Below are 20,358 nucleotides of genomic sequence, written 5' to 3' on the forward strand. Positions count from 1 at the left end.
GGCGAGTCGTTGCCATGACCTAGTCAAGGCAAGCGAATTGCCCGTCTTGTTTTCAGAGCCCGCGCGATTCTCGCTAAACCAGCAAGCAGAGCAGGGATCTGCTGGCGTGTCACGGTGCGCCGAACACGCCAGCGCCGCGTAGCGCTTGAGTCTTGAACATCACGAGCCGCCTGAAGCTGCTATCCCGCCGGGAGAGATGTGTACGAGTGCCCTGGGCACTGCCAATCAAGCGGCTGTCAGTCGCTGGCTTCGGTGAGGGCGGCAGCGCGTCCGGGGACTGGCTCCTCGGCTCGGTCAGACATCCTGTCTGACTCGCCGCCGCGGCACATCCCTGGGCCGCTCTCCGCCAATCCCCGGCCACGCTGTCGCTTCGGCGAGTCGTTTCCGCGACGTTGGGCGACGAAAAACGGCAGCCGGTTCAGTGCTCGATTTTGATGCGTGCCAATCTGCTCTCCGTTCCCCCAACGCAGGAACATTCGAGAGTGGTCCGCGGGCGCCGGGGCAGGACCTTACACGACATGGCGCGTGTAAGAGCCCCCATGGATGGGTTCACGGCGTGTCCTGCCCCGGCGCCCGCGGGCCGCTCCTGCGCGCAGAATCAAGGCGCCAGCCAACCACGCTTTTCTCAACCGAAATCAAAGCGCCGGCAAACCGGGCTTTCCTCATTCAAAACCAAAGCGCCACTGATCAGCTTTACCTCAGCCATCCAGCTTCCCGGCAACCTGGGTTCCAAGCCGCTGGATACGGCGGCTGGAGAATCAGCCAGCCCGCACCTGCCGCACGATCGCTGCAGCCTTGGCCGAGCTTTCCTTGACCTTGTCCCACTGGCCCTGGGCCAGCCAGTCCTTGGGCACCATCCAGGAGCCGCCGATGCACAGCACGTTCGGCTGCGACAGGAACTCGGTCGCGTTGGCCTCGCTGATGCCGCCGGTGGGGCAGAGCTTGAGTTCGGACAGCGGACCGGCCAGGCCCTTGAGCATCTGCAAACCACCCACGGCGGTGGCCGGGAACAGCTTGCAGACGCGGAAGCCCAGGCCCATCAGGGTCAGCAGTTCGGTCGGCGTGGCCGCGCCAGGCACTGCGGGAATCGGCGCGTCGGCCAGCAGGCGCGCCAGCGGTGCCGGCGTGCCCGGGGTGACCAGGAAGTCCGCACCGGCATCCACCGACTGACGCAGTTGCAGCTCGCTCAGCACGGTGCCGGCGCCGATCACGATGTCGGGCAGCTCGCGCTTGAGCATGGCCAGTGCGTCGATCGCGACCGGAGTGCGCAGGGTCAGCTCGATCGCGGGCAGGCCGCCTTCGAGCAGCGCATCGGCGACGCGGCGGGCCTGGTCCAGCGTGTCCACGGTGACCACCGGCAGGATGCCGGCGTCGCGCAGCAGCTGTTCGGCGGTGTTCTGGGTCTGGGCAATCGTCATTGCAACTCCGGTAGACGGCGACCGCAGGGCGGTCGCGCAGAGGGAAGGGGAATCAGGCGTCCTTGGACTCGTGCGGTGCGGCGGCGGCCTCGGCATCGGCACCGAGTTCGTACTCGGCGTCGTAGCTCCACAGTGCGCCGTCCGGACGGGTCGGGCCGCAGGAAATCGAGATGGCGCCTTGGTCGGCGGGGCCAACCACCTGGCGGTTGATCGCGAACAGGTTGCGTCCCAGGTCGTTGCCGGCCACCGAGGTGTTCGGCGCGACCTCGCGCGATGCCCACTCTTCAGCCGACACCAGCACTTCCAGCGTGCCGGCTTCGCCGTCCAGGCGCACGATGTCGCCTTCGCGCACGCGCCCGATCGGGCCGCCGCGTGCGGCTTCCGGGGTCATGTGGATCGCCGCCGGGAACTTGCCCGAGGCGCCGGACAGACGGCCGTCGGTGACCAGCGCCACGCGCCGGCCCTGGTTCTGCAACAGGCCCAGCAGCGGCGCCATCGAGTGCAGTTCCGGCATGCCATTGGCACGCGGACCCTGGTAGCGCAGCACCACCACGAAATCGTGCGGCAGCACGCCAGCGGCATGCAGTTTGTTGAGCACCTGCGGCGTATCGATCACCACCGCCGGCGCCTCGATCGTGCGGTGCTGCGGCTTGACCGCCGACAGCTTGATCAGCGAACGGCCCAGGTTGCCGCGCAGCAGGCGCAGGCCGCCCTGCGACTCGAATGCGGCGCTGACCGGGCGCGCCACGCTGTCGTCGGCGGTGGTCGCGGTGCCGGGCACGTACACGATCTTGCCGTCCTGCAGGCGTGGCTCGTTGGCATAGGCGCGCATGCCGCCCTCGACCACGGTGGGCAGGTCGTCGTGCATCATCCCGGCGTCCATCAGCTCGCGGAACACGAACGCGGTGCCGCCCGCAGCCTGGAAGCGGTTCACGTCGGCTTCGCCGTTGGGATAGATGCGGGTCAGCAACGGCACGGTCTGCGAGATCAGGTCCATGTCGTCCCAGGTCAGCACGATGCCGGCCGCGCGCGCCACCGCAATCCAGTGGATGGTGTGATTGGTCGAACCGCCGGTGGCCATCAGCGCGACCACGGCGTTGACGATGGCGCGCTCGTCGATCAGGCGACCGAACGGACGGAAGTCCTGGCCCAGCGCGGAGATTGCCAGCGCACGCGCGGTGCCCTCGCGGGTCAGCGCATCGCGTAACTGCAGTTCCGGGTTGACGAACGAGGCGCCGGGCAGCTGCACGCCCATCGCTTCGAGCAACACCTGGTTGGAGTTGGCGGTGCCGTAGAAGGTGCAGGTGCCGGGCGAGTGATACGAGGACGATTCGGCTTCCAGCAATTCGGCGCGGGTGGCTTCGCCAGCGGCGTAGCGCTCGCGCACTTCGGCCTTCTGCTTGTTCGGAATGCCCGGCGTCATCGGGCCGGCCGGCATGAACAGCGCCGGCAGGTGCCCGAACGCCAGCGCGCCGATCAAAAGGCCCGGCACGATCTTGTCGCACACGCCCAGGTACACCACGCTGTCGAACATGTCGTGGCTCAGGCCGATCGCCGTGGCCTGGGCAATGTTGTCGCGCGAGAACAGCGACAGCTCCATGCCCGCGCGGCCCTGGGTCACCCCGTCGCACATCGCCGGCACGCCGCCGGCAACCTGCGCGGTGGCGCCGAGCGTGCGCGCGGTCTCGCGGATCAACTGCGGGTAATGCTCGAACGGCTGGTGTGCCGACAGCATGTCGTTGTAGGCGGTGATGATGCCCAGGTTGGGCGTGGCCGCACCGCGCAGGCGCGACTTGTCGGTCGGCTCGGACGCAGCGAAACCATGCGCAAGATTGCCGCAGCTCAGACGGCTACGGAACGGACCCTCGCGCAGGGCGGCATCGAGACCGGCCAGATACGCCGCGCGCGACGGCGCGCTGCGCTTGCGGATACGGTCGGTGACAGCTTGGATGTTCGGATGCAGGCTCATTGGCTACCGGCTATGAGAAACGGGGAAGAAAGTAATCACGCTTGTTAGATACCCGCACATGGATGTGCGGGCTGTTGCGAAGGACTCGCACAAAATCGGCTCTTGCGAGGGACTCGCACTCAAGCACACCAGTGAACCCGCAACTTCGGGCCCGGCTGCTGCAGCGCCACCCGGATCGGATACTCGCTGACATCATCGCCCGCCAAGGCAGCCTGCAATACGTCAAGCTTCTGCTTGCCGCGCAGCAGCAGCAAGCGGGTCGGGATGGTGGCCAGCCCGGCCGGTGTCAGCGTGATCCGCAGCGGCCACTGATTCGAACCGGGGCAGCCGGTGGCATCCAGCGAGGCATAGGGCTGCGGACTGGACAGCGCCTTGCTCAGGTCGGTCGAGCCCGGAAACAACGAGGCGGTGTGGCCGTCGCCGCCCATGCCCAGCACTGCCAGGCATGCGGGTTCGGCATGCCTGGCCTGCAGGTTCGCGGTGTGCACGCACTCGGGCAACTGCTTGCCCGGACGTACCAGCGGAATGAAGGTCGCCGCCGGTGCATGGGTCAAGAAGCTGTGATTGACCAGCCAGGCGTTGCTGTCCTGATCCTGCGGCGAGAGCCAGCGTTCATCGACCAGGCCCACTTCCACCCGCGACCAGTCCAGCGGACGGTGGGCGAGGGATTCGTACACCGGCGCCGGTGTGGTGCCACCGGACAGCAGCATGCGCGCCTGGCCGCGGCGCGAAATCTCCTGTTCCAGCAGGTCGGCCATCTCGCTGGCGACCGCCTCGGTCCATTCGGCCGGGTCTTCGTAGCGCACCAGTGTGATGCGCGGATTGTCCTGCAGGTTCATCGCTGCTCCCCTGGATGCTGACGCTGTGCATCCACCGCATAGGCGGCGGCGCCGAGCAGGCCGGCATGCGGATGCATGACTGCCAGCGACGGCACCCGCGACATGATCGCGGAGAAGCGTCCCTTGTGTTCGAAGCGCTGGCGGAAGCCGGAATGCTGCAGCGAATCCAGCACCTTGGGCACCAGCCCGCCAGTGAGGAACACGCCGTCCCAGGCGCCCTGCATCAGCACCATGTCGCCGGCGATCGCGCCGAAGATGGCGCAGAACAGATCGATGGTGCGCGACGAGCGCGGGTCGCCCGCCGCCGCACGTGCGGTGATGTCCTTGGGCTGCAACGGACCCGGGTCGACCCCGGCGATCTCGCTGAGCGCGCGGTGGATGTTGACCAGGCCGGGGCCGCAGATCAGCCGCTCGTTGGAGACCCGGCCGAACTGCTCGGACAGGATCTCCAGGATGCGGATCTCCTCTGGCGTGCCGGGCGGGAAGCTGACGTGGCCGCCTTCGGTTTCCAGCGGGAAGCAGCGTCCGTTGCGGATGATCAGCCCGCCCACGCCCAGCCCGGTGCCCGGGCCGATCACGCCGTAGTTGCGCGCCTGGTCGATCGGCGCCGGCCGCCAGCTGGCGCCGCCGACCTGGACCACGTCCTGCGGGCGCAGCAGGCTGATCGCCATGGCCTGCGCGGCGAAGTCGTTGATCAGGTGCAGGGTGCTGAAGCCCAGCATCGCAGCGGTGCGCGAGCGCGAGATCACCCACGGATGGTTGGTGATGCGTGCCTCGTCGCCATCCACGCGGCCGGCCACGGCAAACACGCCCTGGGTGGCCTGCACGCCGATCTGGTCAAGGTAGTAACGCGCGGCTTCGCCGAGCGAGCCGAAATCGACCACCGCAAATTCGCGCGAGGTGTCATCCAGCAGCGGTACCGAGGCGTCGACGTCGGCCAGCGCGAAGCGCGCGTTGGTTCCGCCGATATCGGCAACCAGCACCGGCTTGGAAGGAGCGGTCATGCGGTGTGTCCCTGTGCGTCGGTGGCGGGGGGCAGGAAGGGGGCCGCGGCATCGGGGCCCCAACTGCCGGCCGGGTAGGGCTGCAGTGGCAACTGCGCGTCTTTCCAGGCATCGCTGACGCTGTCGATCCACGACCAGGCTGCCTTGACCTCGTCGTCGCGCACGAACAGCGCCGGGTTGCCGTTGAAGGCATCCACGAACAGGCGCTCGTAGGCGATGCGCCGGTGCAGGCCGGTTGGCACCGACAGTTCCAGTTCCAGCGGCTGCAGCTCGATCGCCCCCCATTCCGGGCCGGCCAGGCTGCTCATCAGGCCGAGCTCGATGTTTTCCTGCGGCTGCAGCTGGAAGGTCAGGCGGTTGGGCACGGCGTTCTGCCGGTCCGGGCGCTCGAACAGCCAATGCGTCACCGGCTTGAGGGTGACGACGATGCGGGTAGAGCGCTCGGCCAGACGCTTGCCGGTGCACAGATGGAACGGCACCCCGGCCCAGCGCCAGTTGTCGATATGCGCGGTCACCGCGACGAAGGTTTCCACATCGCTGCCTTCCGGCGGGTGATACGCCTGCGCCGGCTGGCCATTGATGCTGCCGGCGGTGTAGCGGCCGCGCACGCTGTCATGGGCGGCATGCTCGGCGGTCATCGGGCGCAGGGCGCGCAGCACCTTGACCTTCTCGTCGCGGATGCGGTCGGCTTCCAGCGAGGCCGGTGGCTCCATTGCCACCAGGCACAACAGCTGCAGGATGTGACTCTGCACCATGTCGCGCAGCGCGCCGGAGCGGGCGTAATAGGCATCGCGCCCGTCCACGCCTTCGCTTTCGGCCACCAGGATCTGTACCGACTCGATGTAGGTGCGGTTCCACACCGCCTCCAGCAGCGTATTGCCGAAGCGCAGCGCGATCAGGTTCTGCACCGCCGCCTTGCCCAGGTAATGGTCGAGGCGGAACACGCGGTCTTCGTCGATCAGCGCGCCGATCGACTGCAGGATCTCGCGGGCGCTGTCCGAGTCGTGGCCGATCGGCTTTTCCAGCATCAGCCGGTGCGGCGCGGCCAGCGCGCCGCCCAGGGCCAGGCCCTGGCAGGTGCTGATGTACAGGCCCGGCGGAATCGCCAGATAGCTTACGCACTGGCGGTTGGCCAGCTCGCGCACGGCGTTTGCCACCGACTCGGCATCGCGCAGATCCACCGAGCGGTAGTCGACCCGCTGCAGCAGCGTCTGGATCTGCTCGGGCGTGGCGATCGGCAGCGCGGCGGCCAGGCGCGGGCGCAGGACCTCGCGGAAGGCCTCGGTGTCGTGCGGCGACAACGCCAGCGCACGGATACGGAAATCCTCCGGCAGCAGGCCGTCGACGAACAGTCGCAGCAGGGACGGGAAGAGATAGCGCTGGGCGAGATCGCCGGTGGCGCCGAACAGGATCAGGGTGTTATGCATGGACCGAATTTCAGATTCTGGAGACATCGTGATCAGCAGCTGGTCGGAAAGGCGCCGGACAGCCGGCGGTCGGTATGTCTGTTCCTGAGCGTCACTGGCGTGCGCGCAGCGGGGGATGGGCGCGCGCGCCCAGTCCCCGATTGTTGCAGCAAGTGGCCGTCAGCGGTTAGCGCCGCGGCGGTAGACCTGACCATGCGTGGCCGGATGCCGGCCCTTGCACGGTAGGCTGCACCGCTTGAAACAGCGGCTTGGGTTGGTGGCGGCATGGTCCCTCCCGAGATCGATGTTGCCATGTGAAAACGATTACATGTCAGAATAAACCAATGCATTCGTTTGCAGGAGATTTCCTTGCAGGCGCATGTGGCGTCACCGCCGTCGGGAGGGCCGAGGGCAGGGCGCACAACTTACGTTGAGGCCGAAGATGGCGAAAGTGCAGTTGGAAGGTGTCCGCAAGGTCTACGAGAACGGCCAGGTCGCGGTGCAGGGTGCGAGTTTCGAGGTCGCCGATGGCGAGTTGATGGTGCTGGTCGGTCCATCCGGCTGCGGCAAGTCGACCCTGTTGCGCATGATCGCCGGGCTCGAGGACATCAGTGCCGGCACGTTGAAGATCGGCGAGCGTGTGGTCAACGACGTGGCTCCAAAGGACCGCGACATCGCCATGGTGTTCCAGAGCTATGCGCTCTACCCGCACATGACCGTGGCCGAGAACCTGGCCTTCGGGCTCAAGTTGCGCGGCCACCCCAAGCAGGTCATCGCCGAACGGGTCAACAACGCCGCCGAGCTGCTGGGGCTGACCCCGATGCTCGACAAGCTGCCCAAGGCGATGTCCGGCGGCCAGCGTCAGCGCGTGGCGCTGGGACGGGCGATGGTGCGCGAGTCGTCGGTGTTCCTGCTCGACGAGCCGCTGTCCAATCTGGATGCCAAGCTGCGCCACAGCGTGCGCACCGAGATCGCGCAGCTGCATCGCAAGCTGGGTACCACGATGATCTACGTCACCCACGATCAGGTCGAGGCGATGACGCTGGGTCAGCGCATCGTGGTGCTCAAGGACGGGGTGATCCAGCAGATCGACAGCCCGATGGCGCTGTACGACCGCCCGGCCAATCTGTTCGTGGCCGGATTCCTGGGCAGCCCGGCGATGAACGTGCTGCAGGGGCGCCTGGATGAGCAGGACGGCCTGCATCTGGTCATGGCCGATGGCTGGCGCGTGCCACTGGGTGCGGCCCGCATCGATCGCAGCTGGTTCGGTCGCGACGTGATCGTCGGCGTACGCCCGGAGCACCTGCAACCGTCAAGCGATGCCGCACTGGGCTTCGATGCGCGTATCGATGTGATCGAGCCGGTCGGCAACGAGATCTTCCTCAACCTCGACCGTGGCGGCCAGCCGCTGGTGATCCGTGTCGCACCGCAGGCCTTGCCGGCGGTAGGCGAGCCGCTGCGCCTGGCGCTGCGCAGCGAGGCGCTGCACTTCTTCGACCCGGCCAGCGGCGAACGGCTGGCGCCGGCCTAACGCGCCAGACCCTGCACGAACGCAAGCGGGCGGGCGGCATGCGCGCCCGCCTGCAGCACGGCGTCGGCCTCCAGGGTCAGCTCCAACGGCAACACCGCCAGCGCGAGATCGCCCGCCACGCTGACCAGCGTGCCGACGGTGGTCTCGCCCAGCAGCACGGCCTGGCCGGGTTCGGCCGCGGCATCACCGACGGCCGCCTCGACCTGCAGCAGCTGCAGCGCACGCTTGGCCTTGCCCAGGAAATGCGTCCGCGCAACGATTTCCTGGCCCGGATAGCAACCCTTTTTGACGCTGAAGGCGTGCAGGCGATCCAGCGCCAGCTGTTGCGGCGTCCATTGCTCGCGCTGCGAGTCGGGCAGGCGCGCCAGCCCCAGTTGCAGGTCTGCACGACGCCAATCGGCGTCCATGCGGGCAGATTCGATAGGCGCGGCCAATGCCTGCTGGTCTGACAGCAGCACCAGCGTGCGCGGCAGGGCAGGGCTGCCCATGTCCAATTCGATACGCTGCGTTCCGATATCGGCCTTCGCGCCTTGCGCGCGCGCAGGTGTGGCGAAGCCGCCATAGGCCGAAAGCGCCGCCACGCCGATCTTGAGCTTGCGTCGGAACACAAAACGGCCGAGTTGCGCCGCGATCCCGGCCGCATCGCCGTCGGGCAGCAGCAGCAACAGGTGCGTGTCGTCCTCACGCAGGAGTGCGAAGATGGCGATCACGCGCCCCTTCGCCGTCAACCACGCATTCCATTGCCACTGCCCGATCGCCAGCGCCTGTACGTCGTTGGCAAATTGCGCATGCGCGAACGCCACTGCATCCGTCCCGGTCAAGCGGACGTATTGCATGTCATGCAGGGAGCCAAAACCCTGCGGAATAAGATTCAGGTTGTCAGCCACGGAAGGGGAGGACTAAAATCGCAATGTTGTGAGACCACTATGATAGGCCATCCAACCCCCACCCCAGCGCAGGATTCCGAGACGCAGCCTTCTCCTCAGGAGCATATTCCCGAGAAGCAGCCACTGCCCAAGGAAATTGGTGGACGCGACGGCCCTGAGCCAACGCGCTACGGCGACTGGGAAAAAAATGGACGCTGCATCGATTTTTGAGCAGCTTTTAGCCACAGCGGCCTAGTGCCGCCCAGCCGAGATACGAGCCCAGCGAATGGCGATCCGCGAACGTCCTCTTTCCCCGCATCTCCAGGTGTACCGCTGGCAGATACAGATGGTGACCTCGATTCTCAATCGAGCCACCGGCATCGTACTGTCCATCGGCGCTCTGGCGATTGCCGCCGCCCTGCTGACGTTGATGCTCGGCCCCGACCACTGGAATTGTTTCCGCGCGCATGCCGGCGCCTGGTACGGGCAAGTGTTCCTGTTCGGCTGGACCTGGTGCTTTGCGTTCCATCTGTTTGGCGGCCTGCGCCACATCCTGCAGGACTTCGGGCAGGGCTATGCAGTGCGCTCGTTCGTCAGCCTCGGCTGGCTGTCGCTGATCCTGAGCTTCGTGCTCACCGCTGCCATCTGGGCATATGTGCTGCTGGCCGGAGGTGCCGTATGAACCGCTACCGTACCCCGTTGAAGAACGTGCGTGGCCTGGGTGCCGCCAAGACCGGTACCGAACACTTCGTGGTGCAGCGCCTGACCGCCACCGCCCTGGTGCCGCTGTCGATCTGGTTCCTGATCTTCGTGCTGAGCCTGATCGGTGCCGATCACGCCGCAGCCAGTGCCGCCGTGGCCAAGCCGTGGAACGCGATTCTGTTGGTCGGCTTCCTGATCGCCTCGTTCTGGCATGCGCAGCTGGGCATGCAGGTGGTGCTGGAAGATTACGTGCACAACTCGCTGCTGGCGCTTGCGGCGCAGACGATCGTGCGCTTCGTCGCCGTGCTGGGCGCCATTGTCAGCGTGTTTGCCGTGGCGCGTATTGCGCTTGGCATCAGCTGAGTCGTCCGCGACCAAACAGGAATCCATAATTCGATGTCCGCTTACAAGATCACAGAACACAAGTACGACATGGTCGTGGTGGGCGCCGGCGGTGCCGGCCTGCGCGCCACGTTCGGCCTGGCCCAGAAGGGCCTGCAGACGGTCTGCCTGACCAAGGTCTTTCCGACCCGCTCGCATACCGTGGCGGCGCAGGGCGGCATCTCGGCCGCGCTCGGCAACATGGGCGAAGACGACTGGCGCTACCACTTCTACGACACCATCAAGGGCTCCGATTGGCTGGGCGACCAGGACGCGATCGAGTACATGTGCCGCGAGGCGATCCCGGCCATCATCGAGCTCGAGCACTACGGCGTGCCGTTCTCGCGTACCGAAGATGGCAAGATCTACCAGCGCCCGTTCGGTGGCATGACCACCAAGTACGGCGAGGGCCCGTCCGCGCAGCGCACCTGCGCGGCGGCCGACCGGACCGGTCACGCGATGCTGCATACGCTGTATCAGCAGTCCTTGGCGCACAACGCGCGCTTCATGATCGAGTACTTCGCGCTCGACCTGATCTTCGACGAAGAGGGCGTCTGCCGCGGCGTACTGGCGCTGGACATGGCCGATGGCAGCCTGCATCTGTTCCGCGCCCATGGCGTGGTGCTGGCCACCGGCGGCTATGGGCGCGCCTACTTCAGCGCCACCTCCGCGCACACCTGTACCGGTGACGGCGGCGGCCTGGTGATGCGTGCCGGCCTGCCGGTGCAGGACATGGAGTTCGTGCAGTTCCATCCCACCGGCATCTACGGCGCGGGCTGCCTGATCACCGAGGGCGTGCGTGGCGAAGGCGGCATCCTGCGCAACAGCAACGGCGAGCGCTTCATGGAGCGCTATGCACCGCATTACAAGGACCTGGCATCGCGCGATGTTGTCTCGCGCTCGATGACCGTGGAGATCCGCGAAGGCCGCGGCGTGGGCGAGCACAAGGACCACATCCTGCTCGACCTGACCCACCTCGGCCCGGAAGTCATCAACGAAAAGCTGCCCGGCATCGCCGAGAGCGCGCACATCTTTGCCGGTGTGGACGTGACCAAGCAGCCGATTCCGGTGCTGCCGACTGTGCACTACAACATGGGCGGCATTCCGACCAACTTCTACGGCGAAGTCGTGCGCAAGCAGGGCGACAACCCGGATGCGGTCGTGCCGGGCCTGTATGCGATCGGCGAAGCCGCCTGCGTGTCGGTGCACGGCGCCAACCGCCTGGGTTCCAACTCGCTGCTGGATCTGGTGGTGTTCGGCCGTGCGGTGGCCAACCGTTGCGCCGAGACGGTCAAGCCCAACCAGCCGCACAAGACGCTGCCGTCCGATGTCTGTGACAAGGCGCTGGGCCTGCTGGACAAGTTGCGCTACGCCAACGGCTCCACGCCGACCTCGGTGATCCGCGACAACATGCAGCGCACCATGCAGTCGGACGCGGCCGTGTTCCGTACCAGCAAGACGCTGAAGGAAGGCGTCGACAAGATGGCCGAGATCTTTGCCAGCTTCGAGGACGTCAAGGTCTCGGACCGCTCGCTGGTGTGGAACTCGGACCTGATCGAGACCTACGAGTTGAACAACCTGCTGCTCAACGCGGTGGCCACGATCAACTCGGCCGAGCAGCGCCACGAAAGCCGCGGCGCGCACTCGCACGAAGACTTCCCGGACCGCGACGACGTCAACTGGCAGAAGCACACCCTGGTCACCGTCGACGACAAGGGCAAGTGCGAGTTCGAATATCGTCCGGTGCACATGTACACGCTGAGCAAGGACGTGGACGTGGTCCCGCCGAAGCCGCGCGTTTACTGATCGATGCGCATGGACCGATCCGCTTGTGCGTTGCCTCTGCCTGCCGGCCTGTCCGGGCATGGCAGCGGTGCACCGTTGCAGGCGGATCGTGTCCTGACGCAGCGGCAACGCCGGCACGCCGCCGGCCGTTGCGCCACCGCTTCGGCAGTGGCGTCCGTCATCTTTACCTTCATGCGCACGGTGCGGTCGTCGTCCGCACCGCGCATCGCCTGAGCCAACGAGAGCAGCTATGGCAGAGTTCACCCTCCCCAAGAATTCAAAGATCGGCAAGGGCAAGCATTACCCTGCGCAGGGCGCCAAGAACACGCGCACCTTCAAGGTCTACCGCTGGGATCCGGATGGCGAGGCCAACCCGCGTACCGACAGCTACGAGATCGATCTCGACAAGTGCGGCCCGATGGTGTTGGACGCGCTGATCAAGATCAAGAACGAGATCGACCCGACGCTGGCGTTCCGTCGCTCCTGCCGCGAAGGCATCTGCGGCTCGTGCGCGATGAATATCGACGGCACCAACACGCTGGCCTGCACCAAGGCGATTGCCGCCTGCGGCAAGGCCGAGGTGCCGATCTATCCGCTGCCGCACATGAGCGTGATCAAGGACCTGGTGCCGGATCTGACGCATTTCTACGCGCAGTACGCATCGATCAAGCCGTGGATCCGCACCCAGACCCCGCCGCCGCCGGACCGCGAGCGCCTGCAGTCGCCGGAAGACCGCCGCAAGCTCGATGGTCTGTACGAGTGCATCCTGTGCGCCTGCTGCTCGACCAGCTGCCCGAGCTACTGGTGGAATGGCGAGCGTTATCTGGGCCCGGCGATCCTGCTGCAGGCGTATCGCTGGATCATCGACTCGCGCGACGAAGACACCGGTGCGCGCCTGGACGACCTGGAAGATCCGTTCAAGCTGTATCGCTGCCACACCATCATGAACTGCGCGCGGACCTGCCCGAAGGGCCTGAATCCGGCGCTGGCCATTGCCGAGATCAAGAAGCTGATGATGGCGCGCCGCGCCTGATCGCAGGTATGAAGCCCCGCCTTGGCGGGGAGAGGGTTCACAGCGGCACCGGCCCTTGGTCTGGTGCCGCTGTCGTTTTCGGCGCCGCGTCAGGCGAGGAGAGTGAGATGGATGAACAAGTCCTGCTGAAGAAACTGCGCTGGCGTTGCCGGCGCGGCATGCGCGAGCTCGATCAATTGTTCGGGCGCTATCTGGATCAACGCTGGGCGCAGGCTTCCGAGTCCGAGCGCGCGGTTTTCCTACAGCTGCTGGATTGCGAAGACGATAAGTTGTGGCGCTGGTTCATGGGATACGAGACCTGCCCCGATGCCGCCAACGCCGCGCTCATCGCCGATATTCGCGCCATGCCGGCTTGAATGGCGCCCCTCGCGCGGGTTGGTCTGCGCACTGGGCGTGCTGAGTGCACTCGCGTTGTGGGCGCTCTGGCGTAGCGGGGTGCCGCCGTGGTTGGCAGTGTTGTTGGCGGTCCATGCAGTGGTGGCGGGCGGCCGATCGTTATGCGTACTGTTGCGTTCGCCAGCACGCGAGGTGATCGTGCCGTGGGGCCAAACGCCCGCCAGCGTTGACGGCAAGCAGGTGCAAGGCCTGCAGGTGGCATGGCGCGGCCCGATCGCGGTGGTGTCGTGGACTGGCCCGGACGCACGTCGCCGGCGCCTGCATTTCTGGCCGGATACCTTGCCGGTGGCGCAGCGACGTGAACTGCGTCTGGCCGCTCAGGCACACGCCATTTCGTCCGGGCGGCCGCAAGTGGCACCATAGCGTCCCTTTCCTGGTTGAACCGCATGTTCAAACCTATCCCGGTTGCCATCGGCTTGCGCTACCTGCGTGCCAAGCGGCGCAATGGCTTCATCTCGTTTATCTCGATGGCATCGATCCTGGGCATCGCCCTGGGCGTGACCGTGCTGATCACCACGCTGGCGGTGATGAGCGGTTTCCAGAAGGAGATCCGCGACCGTCTGCTGCAGATGGCCGCGCATGCCACGGTCAGTGCGGACGGCGCGCCGATGCACGACTGGCAGCATGCGGTCGAGGTCGCCATGGCCGATCCGCGCATCGCCGGTGCTGCGCCGTATATCGAAACCGAATCGCTGCTGCAGGGCCCGCGCAAGCAGCCGGCAATCGTGCGCGGCATCGTTCCTGCCGAAGAAGGCAAGGTGTCGGTGCTGGCCAAGAAGATGCAGCAGGGGTCGGTCGACAGCCTGACCCCGGGCTCCTACAACATCGTCATCGGCAAGGAGCTGGCGATCTGGCTGGGCGTGGACGTGGGCGACAGCATCGTCGTGCTGCTCAGCGATACCCAGGCCACGCCGCTGGGTGCGATGCCGCGGCTCAAACGCTTCACTGTCAGCGGAATCTTCGAGGCGGGCTACAACGAGATCGACCGCGGCCTGGCCGTGGTCAACATGCAGGACCTGGCGCGCGTGCTGCGCATGGACGGCGTCACCGGCGTGCGGCTGCGCCTGCACGACATGGACCAGGCCTGGCCGGTTGCGCGCGATCTGGCGGTGAAGTTGCATGGTCCGTACCGGGTCAGCGACTGGACCCAGGAGAATGCCAACCTCTACCACTCGTTGAAGATGGAAAAGACCGTGATGGGCATCCTGCTGTCGCTGATCGTGGCGATGGGTGCGTTCAACCTGGTGTCCTCGCAGGTGATGCTGGTCACCGACAAGCAGGCCGATATCGCCATCCTGCGCACCCTGGGCCTGTCGCCTGCGGGCGTGATGCAGGTGTTCATGGTGCAGGGTTCGTTGATCGGCTTCATGGGCACGATCATGGGCGTGATCGGCGGCATCGTGCTGACGCTCAATCTGGAACGCATCCTCGGGGTGATCGAGACGATCTTCAGCGTCAAGCTGCTGCCCGAGGACGTGTATTACATCACCGGGTTGCCGACCGACATGCAGACCCAGGACGTGGTGGTGATCACCGTCGTCGCGCTGGTGATGAGCTTCCTGGCGACCTTGTATCCGGCATGGCGCGCGTCGCGGACCCAACCGGCGGAGGCGCTGCGTTATGAATGAGATCAGGGAATCGGGATTCGGGAATCGGGAATCGGCCGTGCAGACGTCAAGCCACGCAGAAGCAGTGATCCGCGCCGAGGGTCTGGGCAAGACCTATGCCGAAGGCAAGATGCGCACACCGGTGTTCGATCGATTGGATCTGACCGTGGCGACCGGCGAGACCGTGGCCATTGTCGGTGCCTCCGGTGCGGGCAAGAGCACGCTGCTGCATCTGCTCGGCGGGCTGGATGTTCCGACCTCGGGCGAGGTGTATGTGGCCGGCCGGCGCATGTCGGCGTTGTCCGATGGCGAGCGCGGCAAGTTGCGCAATCAGGCCCTGGGCTTCGTGTACCAGTTCCATCACCTGTTGCCGGAATTCACCGCGCTGGAAAACGTGATGATGCCGGTGCTGTTGTCCGGGAAAGAGGTCGCGCTTGCCCGGGCGCAGGCCTTGCAGCTGCTGGAATCGGTCGGGCTCGGACATCGCATCGAACACAAGCCCAGCGAGTTGTCCGGTGGCGAGCGCCAGCGTGCGGCCGTGGCGCGTGCGCTGGTGAACAAGCCGGGCTGCGTGCTGGGCGATGAGCCAACCGGCAACCTGGACGACAAGACCGCCGAGACCGTGTTCGAGCTGATGCTGGAACTCAATCGTGCACAGCGCACCAGCCTGGTCCTGGTGACCCACGACCGCAGTCTGGCGCGGCGTCTGGACCGCGTACTCGAATTGCACCAGGGCAAGCTGCGCGAGTTGGCGCCGTCTGCGGTGTAGGACGCACTGCCTGGCCGTCGGGCCAATCCCTGGCGGCTAGAGGGTGTTGAACCGCGGGTTTCCGATCGAAGATCCCGTATCCGGTTACCGATGCACCTGTGTGATGGGCGACCGGATGTTGCGACACCCTGTTCGCGCCGTATGCAGCGCCCGCGCGCATCGTCGCGTCGATGCGCGCTTTGACAGGAAACGGTCGCCGTCACGTGGGTGACGACGACCGGGTGCATCAGGGAATGATGCGCTGCGCGCGCAGGCGCGTGAACAATTCCAGGAACGATGCACGGCTGTCGTAGAACTCCAGGAAGCCCAGCTCGCGGCTCTTGGTCATGTCGTTGACGCACTCGATCTCGCGGCCCAGGTCGGCATCGGTGTGCCACCAGGATGCCAGCCGGTTGACGTCGGCTTCCACCAGGCCATGCTGCTTGGCGATCTCGCTCCACACCGCCGGGGCGGTCTCGCTCAGGCGTGCCTCCAGCGGCATCGGGGTCTCGGGGCAGGGCGCAGCTTCGAGCCCGAAGAAGTCGGCAATCTGGCTCCACATCCAGCGCCAGCGGAACACATCGCCATTGACGGTGTTGAAGGCCTGGTTGCGCGCGGCCGGGCTCAGGCCGGCCCAGGCCAGCTGCTTGCCGAGCAGGCCGGCGTCGGTCAGGTCGGTGAGGCTGTTCCACTGCGCCTGCGATCCGGGAAACACGAACGGCTGGCCGGTGTGCTTGCACAGCGACGCGTACACCGCCAGCGTCACGCCCATGTTCATCGCATTGCTGCCGTTGGCCATGCCGATCATGGTGTGCGAGCGATGCACGCTCCAGCCGAAGCCATGCTGCTCGGCATGCGCGAACAGCAGGTCTTCCAGCGTGTAGTAGAAATTCTCGCCGGGCTGGCGTGGTTCGCTTTCGCGGAACGGGGTTTCGGCCTTGCCGCTACCGTAGTTCTCGAACGCGCCCAGGTAGTGCTTGGTGCCGGTGACCAGCGCCATGTGCTGCAGCGGCGCATCGCTCAGCGCTTCGCACAGATGCCGCATCATCGCGCCGTTGGCTTCGACGTTTTCGCGCTCGGTGTCGCGCCGGGTCCAGGTGCAGAAGAATACGTGGGTGATCGGCAGGCCACGCAGCGCCTTGCTGGTGCTCTCGGCATCCAGCAGATCGGCCGCAAGCGGGATCACGCCATCCTGAGGCAGCGGACGCCGTGCCAGGCCGTAGACGGTCCAGCCGTCGGCCACCAGGACATTGGCGAGGTTGTAACCGGAAATGCCGGTGACGCCGACAATCAGTGCAGTGCCTTTACGCATGGGGGAAGCTCCTCGAAAACAGTGGCGAACATAGCGCGGCGGCCATGAAATCGAGGCGAATGCAGGCCGATACGGTCGATGTGCGGCCCGTACACACTGTCCTGCCCAGCGTATTGCGCGTCTGTCGGGGGACGTTTCCCCGGCCGGATGCACCACGGCAGGCGCCGCCTTTTTCCTACCAGGCACAGCACCGATCGCTGCTGTGCCCGACACGGGCGCTGGCCTAACCTGGGTCGGTGGATGGACCACGGCCAGGATGGCGACCGACAGCATGCATGCGTCAGCACAGGCATCGCCTTCGCCGCGGCGCGTATCGACGATAACGATCGCAGCGGCATTGTTGCTGGGCATCGTGGTGTGCGCATGGTCGCCTGCGCTGCTGTCGCGTGCGGTCTATGCGGCCTGCCTTGGTGCAGCGGCGCTGGGCATCGGTGTCAGCACATGGCTGCGTTTGCGGCCAAGGGTGCTGGTGTGGGCGCTGGCCACCGCCGTTTTCGGTTTCGGGCTGATGGGCTGGCAGGTCGCCGGTGTCCTGCAGGCACAACTGCGCCCGCAGGATGAAGTGCGAGAACTGGCGGTGCGCGGCCAGATCGTCGAGTTGCCGGTCGCCGAGCCACGACGCACGCGCTTTCAACTGCGTGTGGATGACGATCCCGCGCAGCCTGCCGCATTGCGCGGCAAGCTGCTGCAGCTGGCCTGGTATGACGATTTCGGTGCCGAGCGGATGGGGCCGCGTGGTGCGCTGCGCGCAGGCGCAGGCTGGCAGCTGCGGCTCAAGCTGCGTGCGCCGCGTGGCTTGCGCAATCCTGGCGGGTTCGATGCCGAGCGGCATGCGCTGGCACAGCGCATTGCCGCGACCGGCTATGTACGGGTGCCGGCCGCTGCGCAGCAGGTCGCGGCACCGCGTGGGGTGGACGCCTGGCGCGAAGGAATGTCGCAGCGCATTGCCGAGCGCGTGCCCGGGCCGTCGACGCCTTACCTGCGCGCGCTCGCGTTGGGCGACACGCGCGGGCTGGACGACGCGGCATGGGCCACGCTGCGGGCGACCGGGCTCAGCCATCTGATTGCGATCTCGGGGTTTCATGTGGGGCTGGTCGCTGCATTCGTCGCCGTGCTGGTCGCCGGGCTCTGGCGTTGCTGGCCAGCGCTTGGGACCCGGACTCCGCGTGTCCAGGCGGCGGCAGTCGCCGCCTCGCTCGGTGCGGCTGGTTATGCGGTGCTGGCGGGTCTGGCGCTGCCCACGGTGCGCACCGTGCTGATGATTGCCGTGGTCGCGTTGGCGCGGGTGGTACGGCGCCGCGCCACCACCGCGCAGATCCTCGCGCTGGCGATGTTGGCAGTGCTTCTTTGGGATCCGCTGAGCGTGCTGGTGGCCGGCTTCTGGCTCAGCTTTGCCGGGGTGGCCTGGCTGGTGTGGTGTCTGCCAGCGGACGATCGCGCGATCGTGCGGGGCTTCCTGTCCGCCCAGACCGTGGCCACCGTCGGCCTGCTGCCGTTGACCGTCAGCCTGTTCGGGCAGGCATCGTTGGTGGGGCCATTGGCCAATCTGGTCGCCATTCCCTGGTGGACCTTTGTGGTGGTACCACTTGCCTTGCTGGGGACTGCGCTGGAAGCACTTCATCCGGGCCTGGGCGTGTGGGCATGGCGATTGGCGGGCTGGTGCTTCGAGCTGTCCTGGCCGGGCCTGGTCTGGCTCGGGCAGACCTCGGTGGCGTTGTGGTGGGTGCCCGAGTCCGATGCGACCGCCTTGGTCGTGGCCCTGCTCGGCGCGTTCTGGTTGTTGCTGCCGCGCGGCACGCCCGGCAAATCGCTGGCGGTGCTTCTATGGCTGCTGCTGCTGTGGCCGGACCGCGAACTGCCCGCGGCTGGCGAGGCCGATGTGCAGGTGCTGGACGTGGGGCAGGGCCTGGCGGTGCTGGTGCGCACGCAACGGCATGCGCTGCTATTCGACACCGGGCCGGCGGTGCGCGATGGTTTCGATGCCGGTGAGCGGGTGGTGCTGCCGGCATTGCGCGCGCTCGGCTTGCGCCGCCTGGATGCCATCGTGCTCAGTCATGCCGACGCCGACCACGCTGGCGGCTATGCGGCAGTACGTGCGGGATTGCCCGTTGCAATGACGGCGGCGCCGCCACAGGCGCCGCTGGACGTCAGCACGCGCTGCCGTGCCGGCCAACAGTGGGTATGGGACGGGGTGCGCTTTCGCTTCCTGCATCCCAGCGCCGGTTTTCCGTATCTGCGCAATCAATCCAGTTGCGTGCTGCGTGTCGAGACGCGCCATGCAAGCGCGCTGTTGCCGGGCGATATCGGCGAGATCGTCGAGCGGCGCCTGCTGCGGCAGCATGCCCCGGAGTTGCGTGCCGATCTGGTGGTGGTCCCGCACCATGGCAGCGCCGACGGCTCGCATGCCGGCTTCATCGCCGCCACCGGCGCGCGGCTGGCGCTGGTGTCCTCCGGGCACGGCAATCGCTTCGGTCACCCGCGTGCCGAGGTGGTGCAGCGCTGGCAGGGCAGTGGCGCCGAGCTGCTCGACACGGCCCAGGCCGGGGCGATCCGGGTCTGGCTGGGCGCCGACGGCCTGCAGGTGCGCGAGCGGCGGCGCTGGCAGCCACGGCTGTGGGATGCTGCGGAACGGCGGCGGTCGGCTGCTATCCTATCGACCAGCGAATAGGCGGCCGCGTCGCCGGAGGAATCGAATCGTGTTGGAGCTGGTCAAGGCAGGCGGTTGGCCGATGGTGCCGTTGCTGTTGCTGGGCGTGATCGCCCTGGCGATCATGCTGGAGCGCCTGTGGAGCCTGCGCCGCAACGAGGTGGCCCCGCCAGGCCTGGGCGAAGAGGTCCGCAACTGGGCTGCGCGCGGCAAGTTGGATCCCAGCCACATCGAATCGCTGCGTCGCAATTCGCCACTGGGTGCCTTGCTGGCCGCAGCGCTGGACGTGCGTGGGCGTCCGCGTGAGTTGATTCGCGAGCGCATCGAGGACACCGGCCGGCACGTGGTGCACCGCATGGAGCGCTATCTGAATGCATTGGGTACGATCGCCTCGGCCGGGCCGTTGCTGGGACTGCTGGGCACGGTGGTCGGCATGATCCAGATGTTCCTGGGCATCCTCGATCACGGCGTGGGCGATGTGAACCAGCTGGCCGGCGGCATCGGCAAGGCGCTGGTGTGCACGGCCACCGGCATGATCATCGCGGTGCCGGCATTGATGGCGCATCGCTTCTTCAAGGGCCGCATCGCCGGTTACATCATCGAGATGGAGCAGGAAGCCACCTTGCTGCTGGACACGATGGACGGCCGCGTGGTGCCGGCCGCCGCGGTGCCGCTTGCGGCAGCTGGCAAACCCGTCATGGCAAAGGGCTGACG

General features: G+C 66.6%; 19 protein-coding genes and 1 pseudogene. 13 read left to right on the forward strand and 7 right to left on the reverse strand.

From position 1 onward, the window contains the following. Positions 1-758 precede the first annotated feature (758 nt). From EO141_RS03315 to zwf, 5 genes are all read right to left on the reverse strand, one after another. Positions 759-1,418 carry a bifunctional 4-hydroxy-2-oxoglutarate aldolase/2-dehydro-3-deoxy-phosphogluconate aldolase gene (locus EO141_RS03315; protein ID WP_127168539.1) on the reverse strand — a complete coding sequence of 220 codons (660 nt, stop codon included), beginning with the start codon at positions 1,416-1,418 and terminating at the stop codon, positions 759-761. A 52-nt stretch (positions 1,419-1,470) separates the two neighbouring features. Then, on the reverse strand, positions 1,471-3,387 hold the full coding sequence (gene edd / locus EO141_RS03320) for a phosphogluconate dehydratase (protein ID WP_104650444.1): 1,917 nt from the start codon (positions 3,385-3,387) through the stop codon (positions 1,471-1,473). Between the two features lie 119 nt (positions 3,388-3,506). Continuing rightward, the gene (gene pgl, locus EO141_RS03325; protein WP_104582556.1) at positions 3,507-4,226 is read right to left on the reverse strand and encodes a 6-phosphogluconolactonase; all 720 of its coding nucleotides are present in this window, start codon (positions 4,224-4,226) and stop codon (positions 3,507-3,509) included. Further along, positions 4,223-5,230 (reverse strand): glucokinase, encoded by a 1,008-nt coding sequence (gene glk / locus EO141_RS03330; RefSeq protein ID WP_104533472.1) that lies wholly within the window; start codon positions 5,228-5,230, stop codon positions 4,223-4,225. The genes pgl and glk overlap by 4 nt, the downstream gene beginning before the upstream one ends. Further along, a complete protein-coding gene (zwf, locus tag EO141_RS03335; RefSeq protein WP_115676951.1) occupies positions 5,227-6,657 on the reverse strand; it encodes a glucose-6-phosphate dehydrogenase in 1,431 nt (476 codons plus the stop codon). The genes glk and zwf overlap by 4 nt, the downstream gene beginning before the upstream one ends. A gap of 421 nt (positions 6,658-7,078) precedes the next feature. Between zwf and ugpC the strand changes: the two genes are divergently transcribed. Beyond that, a complete protein-coding gene (ugpC, locus tag EO141_RS03340) occupies positions 7,079-8,167 on the forward strand; it encodes a sn-glycerol-3-phosphate ABC transporter ATP-binding protein UgpC (RefSeq protein ID WP_115676952.1) in 1,089 nt (362 codons plus the stop codon). Here the strand turns inward: ugpC and EO141_RS03345 are convergent. After that, positions 8,164-9,054: a folate-binding protein YgfZ gene (locus EO141_RS03345; RefSeq protein WP_127168540.1), complete on the reverse strand. Its 891-nt coding sequence runs from the start codon at positions 9,052-9,054 to the stop codon at positions 8,164-8,166. The genes ugpC and EO141_RS03345 overlap by 4 nt on opposite strands. 39 nt (positions 9,055-9,093) lie before the next feature. On the opposite strand from EO141_RS03345, the gene EO141_RS21620 reads away from it, so the two are divergent. The 10 genes from EO141_RS21620 (at position 9,094) to lolD (ending at position 15,706) form a co-directional block, all read left to right on the forward strand. After that, positions 9,094-9,264 (forward strand): DUF1674 domain-containing protein, encoded by a 171-nt coding sequence (locus EO141_RS21620; protein ID WP_164739043.1) that lies wholly within the window; start codon positions 9,094-9,096, stop codon positions 9,262-9,264. Between the two features lie 55 nt (positions 9,265-9,319). Beyond that, positions 9,320-9,715 (forward strand): succinate dehydrogenase, cytochrome b556 subunit, encoded by a 396-nt coding sequence (sdhC, locus tag EO141_RS03355; RefSeq protein ID WP_104582560.1) that lies wholly within the window; start codon positions 9,320-9,322, stop codon positions 9,713-9,715. After that, positions 9,712-10,098 (forward strand): succinate dehydrogenase, hydrophobic membrane anchor protein, encoded by a 387-nt coding sequence (gene sdhD / locus EO141_RS03360; RefSeq protein ID WP_016902592.1) that lies wholly within the window; start codon positions 9,712-9,714, stop codon positions 10,096-10,098. Before sdhC ends, sdhD begins: the two co-directional genes overlap by 4 nt. A gap of 33 nt (positions 10,099-10,131) precedes the next feature. Next, the gene (sdhA, locus tag EO141_RS03365) at positions 10,132-11,922 is read left to right on the forward strand and encodes a succinate dehydrogenase flavoprotein subunit (protein WP_104650447.1); all 1,791 of its coding nucleotides are present in this window, start codon (positions 10,132-10,134) and stop codon (positions 11,920-11,922) included. A 3-nt stretch (positions 11,923-11,925) separates the two neighbouring features. After that, positions 11,926-12,135 (forward strand): hypothetical protein, encoded by a 210-nt coding sequence (locus EO141_RS03370; RefSeq protein WP_104582562.1) that lies wholly within the window; start codon positions 11,926-11,928, stop codon positions 12,133-12,135. Positions 12,136-12,151: 16 nt separating this feature from the next. Next, positions 12,152-12,934 carry a succinate dehydrogenase iron-sulfur subunit gene (locus tag EO141_RS03375; RefSeq protein ID WP_024938686.1) on the forward strand — a complete coding sequence of 261 codons (783 nt, stop codon included), beginning with the start codon at positions 12,152-12,154 and terminating at the stop codon, positions 12,932-12,934. A gap of 107 nt (positions 12,935-13,041) precedes the next feature. Next, positions 13,042-13,290 carry a succinate dehydrogenase assembly factor 2 gene (locus EO141_RS03380; protein ID WP_104582563.1) on the forward strand — a complete coding sequence of 83 codons (249 nt, stop codon included), beginning with the start codon at positions 13,042-13,044 and terminating at the stop codon, positions 13,288-13,290. Next, a complete protein-coding gene (locus EO141_RS03385) occupies positions 13,241-13,693 on the forward strand; it encodes a hypothetical protein (RefSeq protein ID WP_127168541.1) in 453 nt (150 codons plus the stop codon). The genes EO141_RS03380 and EO141_RS03385 overlap by 50 nt, the downstream gene beginning before the upstream one ends. A gap of 23 nt (positions 13,694-13,716) precedes the next feature. Next, positions 13,717-14,958, forward strand: coding sequence for a lipoprotein-releasing ABC transporter permease subunit (locus EO141_RS03390; RefSeq protein ID WP_104596009.1), 1,242 nt, complete (start codon positions 13,717-13,719; stop codon positions 14,956-14,958). Beyond that, a complete protein-coding gene (lolD, locus tag EO141_RS03395) occupies positions 14,951-15,706 on the forward strand; it encodes a lipoprotein-releasing ABC transporter ATP-binding protein LolD (protein ID WP_164739044.1) in 756 nt (251 codons plus the stop codon). Before EO141_RS03390 ends, lolD begins: the two co-directional genes overlap by 8 nt. Positions 15,707-15,932: 226 nt before the next feature. Here lolD and EO141_RS03400 read toward each other — a convergent pair whose 3' ends face one another. Continuing rightward, positions 15,933-16,997, reverse strand: coding sequence for an SDR family oxidoreductase (locus EO141_RS03400; RefSeq protein ID WP_104650449.1), 1,065 nt, complete (start codon positions 16,995-16,997; stop codon positions 15,933-15,935). Positions 16,998-17,253: 256 nt separating this feature from the next. Between EO141_RS03400 and EO141_RS03405 the strand changes: the two are divergent. Together EO141_RS03405 and EO141_RS03410 are read left to right on the forward strand one after the other, a co-directional pair. Further along, a pseudogene (locus EO141_RS03405) lies at positions 17,254-19,800 on the forward strand (DNA internalization-related competence protein ComEC/Rec2); the annotation flags it as partial. Then, positions 19,694-20,356 (forward strand): MotA/TolQ/ExbB proton channel family protein, encoded by a 663-nt coding sequence (locus EO141_RS03410; protein ID WP_127168543.1) that lies wholly within the window; start codon positions 19,694-19,696, stop codon positions 20,354-20,356. The pseudogene EO141_RS03405 and the gene EO141_RS03410, both read left to right, overlap by 107 nt. The last annotated feature ends 2 nt before the right edge of the window (positions 20,357-20,358 follow it).

Origin of the sequence: Xanthomonas sp. BRIP62415 (assembly GCF_003993515.1) — a bacterium.
Lineage (GTDB): Bacteria > Pseudomonadota > Gammaproteobacteria > Xanthomonadales > Xanthomonadaceae > Xanthomonas > Xanthomonas euroxanthea.

Excerpts from the sequence above, each read along its gene's own strand:
- ugpC (WP_115676952.1), top strand. The coding sequence starts at position 7,079 with ATGGCGAAAGTGCAGTTGGAAGGTGTCCGCAAGGTCTACGAGAACGGC.
- sdhC (WP_104582560.1), top strand. The coding sequence starts at position 9,320 with ATGGCGATCCGCGAACGTCCTCTTTCCCCGCATCTCCAGGTGTACCGC.
- EO141_RS03380 (WP_104582563.1), top strand. The coding sequence starts at position 13,042 with ATGGATGAACAAGTCCTGCTGAAGAAACTGCGCTGGCGTTGCCGGCGC.
- pgl (WP_104582556.1), bottom strand. The coding sequence starts at position 4,226 with ATGAACCTGCAGGACAATCCGCGCATCACACTGGTGCGCTACGAAGAC.
- glk (WP_104533472.1), bottom strand. The coding sequence starts at position 5,230 with ATGACCGCTCCTTCCAAGCCGGTGCTGGTTGCCGATATCGGCGGAACC.
- EO141_RS03400 (WP_104650449.1), bottom strand. The coding sequence starts at position 16,997 with ATGCGTAAAGGCACTGCACTGATTGTCGGCGTCACCGGCATTTCCGGT.
- EO141_RS21620 (WP_164739043.1), top strand. The coding sequence starts at position 9,094 with ATGATAGGCCATCCAACCCCCACCCCAGCGCAGGATTCCGAGACGCAG.
- EO141_RS03385 (WP_127168541.1), top strand. The coding sequence starts at position 13,241 with ATGCCGCCAACGCCGCGCTCATCGCCGATATTCGCGCCATGCCGGCTT.
- lolD (WP_164739044.1), top strand. The coding sequence starts at position 14,951 with ATGAATGAGATCAGGGAATCGGGATTCGGGAATCGGGAATCGGCCGTG.
- EO141_RS03315 (WP_127168539.1), bottom strand. The coding sequence starts at position 1,418 with ATGACGATTGCCCAGACCCAGAACACCGCCGAACAGCTGCTGCGCGAC.
- EO141_RS03375 (WP_024938686.1), top strand. The coding sequence starts at position 12,152 with ATGGCAGAGTTCACCCTCCCCAAGAATTCAAAGATCGGCAAGGGCAAG.
- edd (WP_104650444.1), bottom strand. The coding sequence starts at position 3,387 with ATGAGCCTGCATCCGAACATCCAAGCTGTCACCGACCGTATCCGCAAG.
- zwf (WP_115676951.1), bottom strand. The coding sequence starts at position 6,657 with ATGCATAACACCCTGATCCTGTTCGGCGCCACCGGCGATCTCGCCCAG.
- sdhA (WP_104650447.1), top strand. The coding sequence starts at position 10,132 with ATGTCCGCTTACAAGATCACAGAACACAAGTACGACATGGTCGTGGTG.
- sdhD (WP_016902592.1), top strand. The coding sequence starts at position 9,712 with ATGAACCGCTACCGTACCCCGTTGAAGAACGTGCGTGGCCTGGGTGCC.
- EO141_RS03390 (WP_104596009.1), top strand. The coding sequence starts at position 13,717 with ATGTTCAAACCTATCCCGGTTGCCATCGGCTTGCGCTACCTGCGTGCC.
- EO141_RS03370 (WP_104582562.1), top strand. The coding sequence starts at position 11,926 with ATGCGCATGGACCGATCCGCTTGTGCGTTGCCTCTGCCTGCCGGCCTG.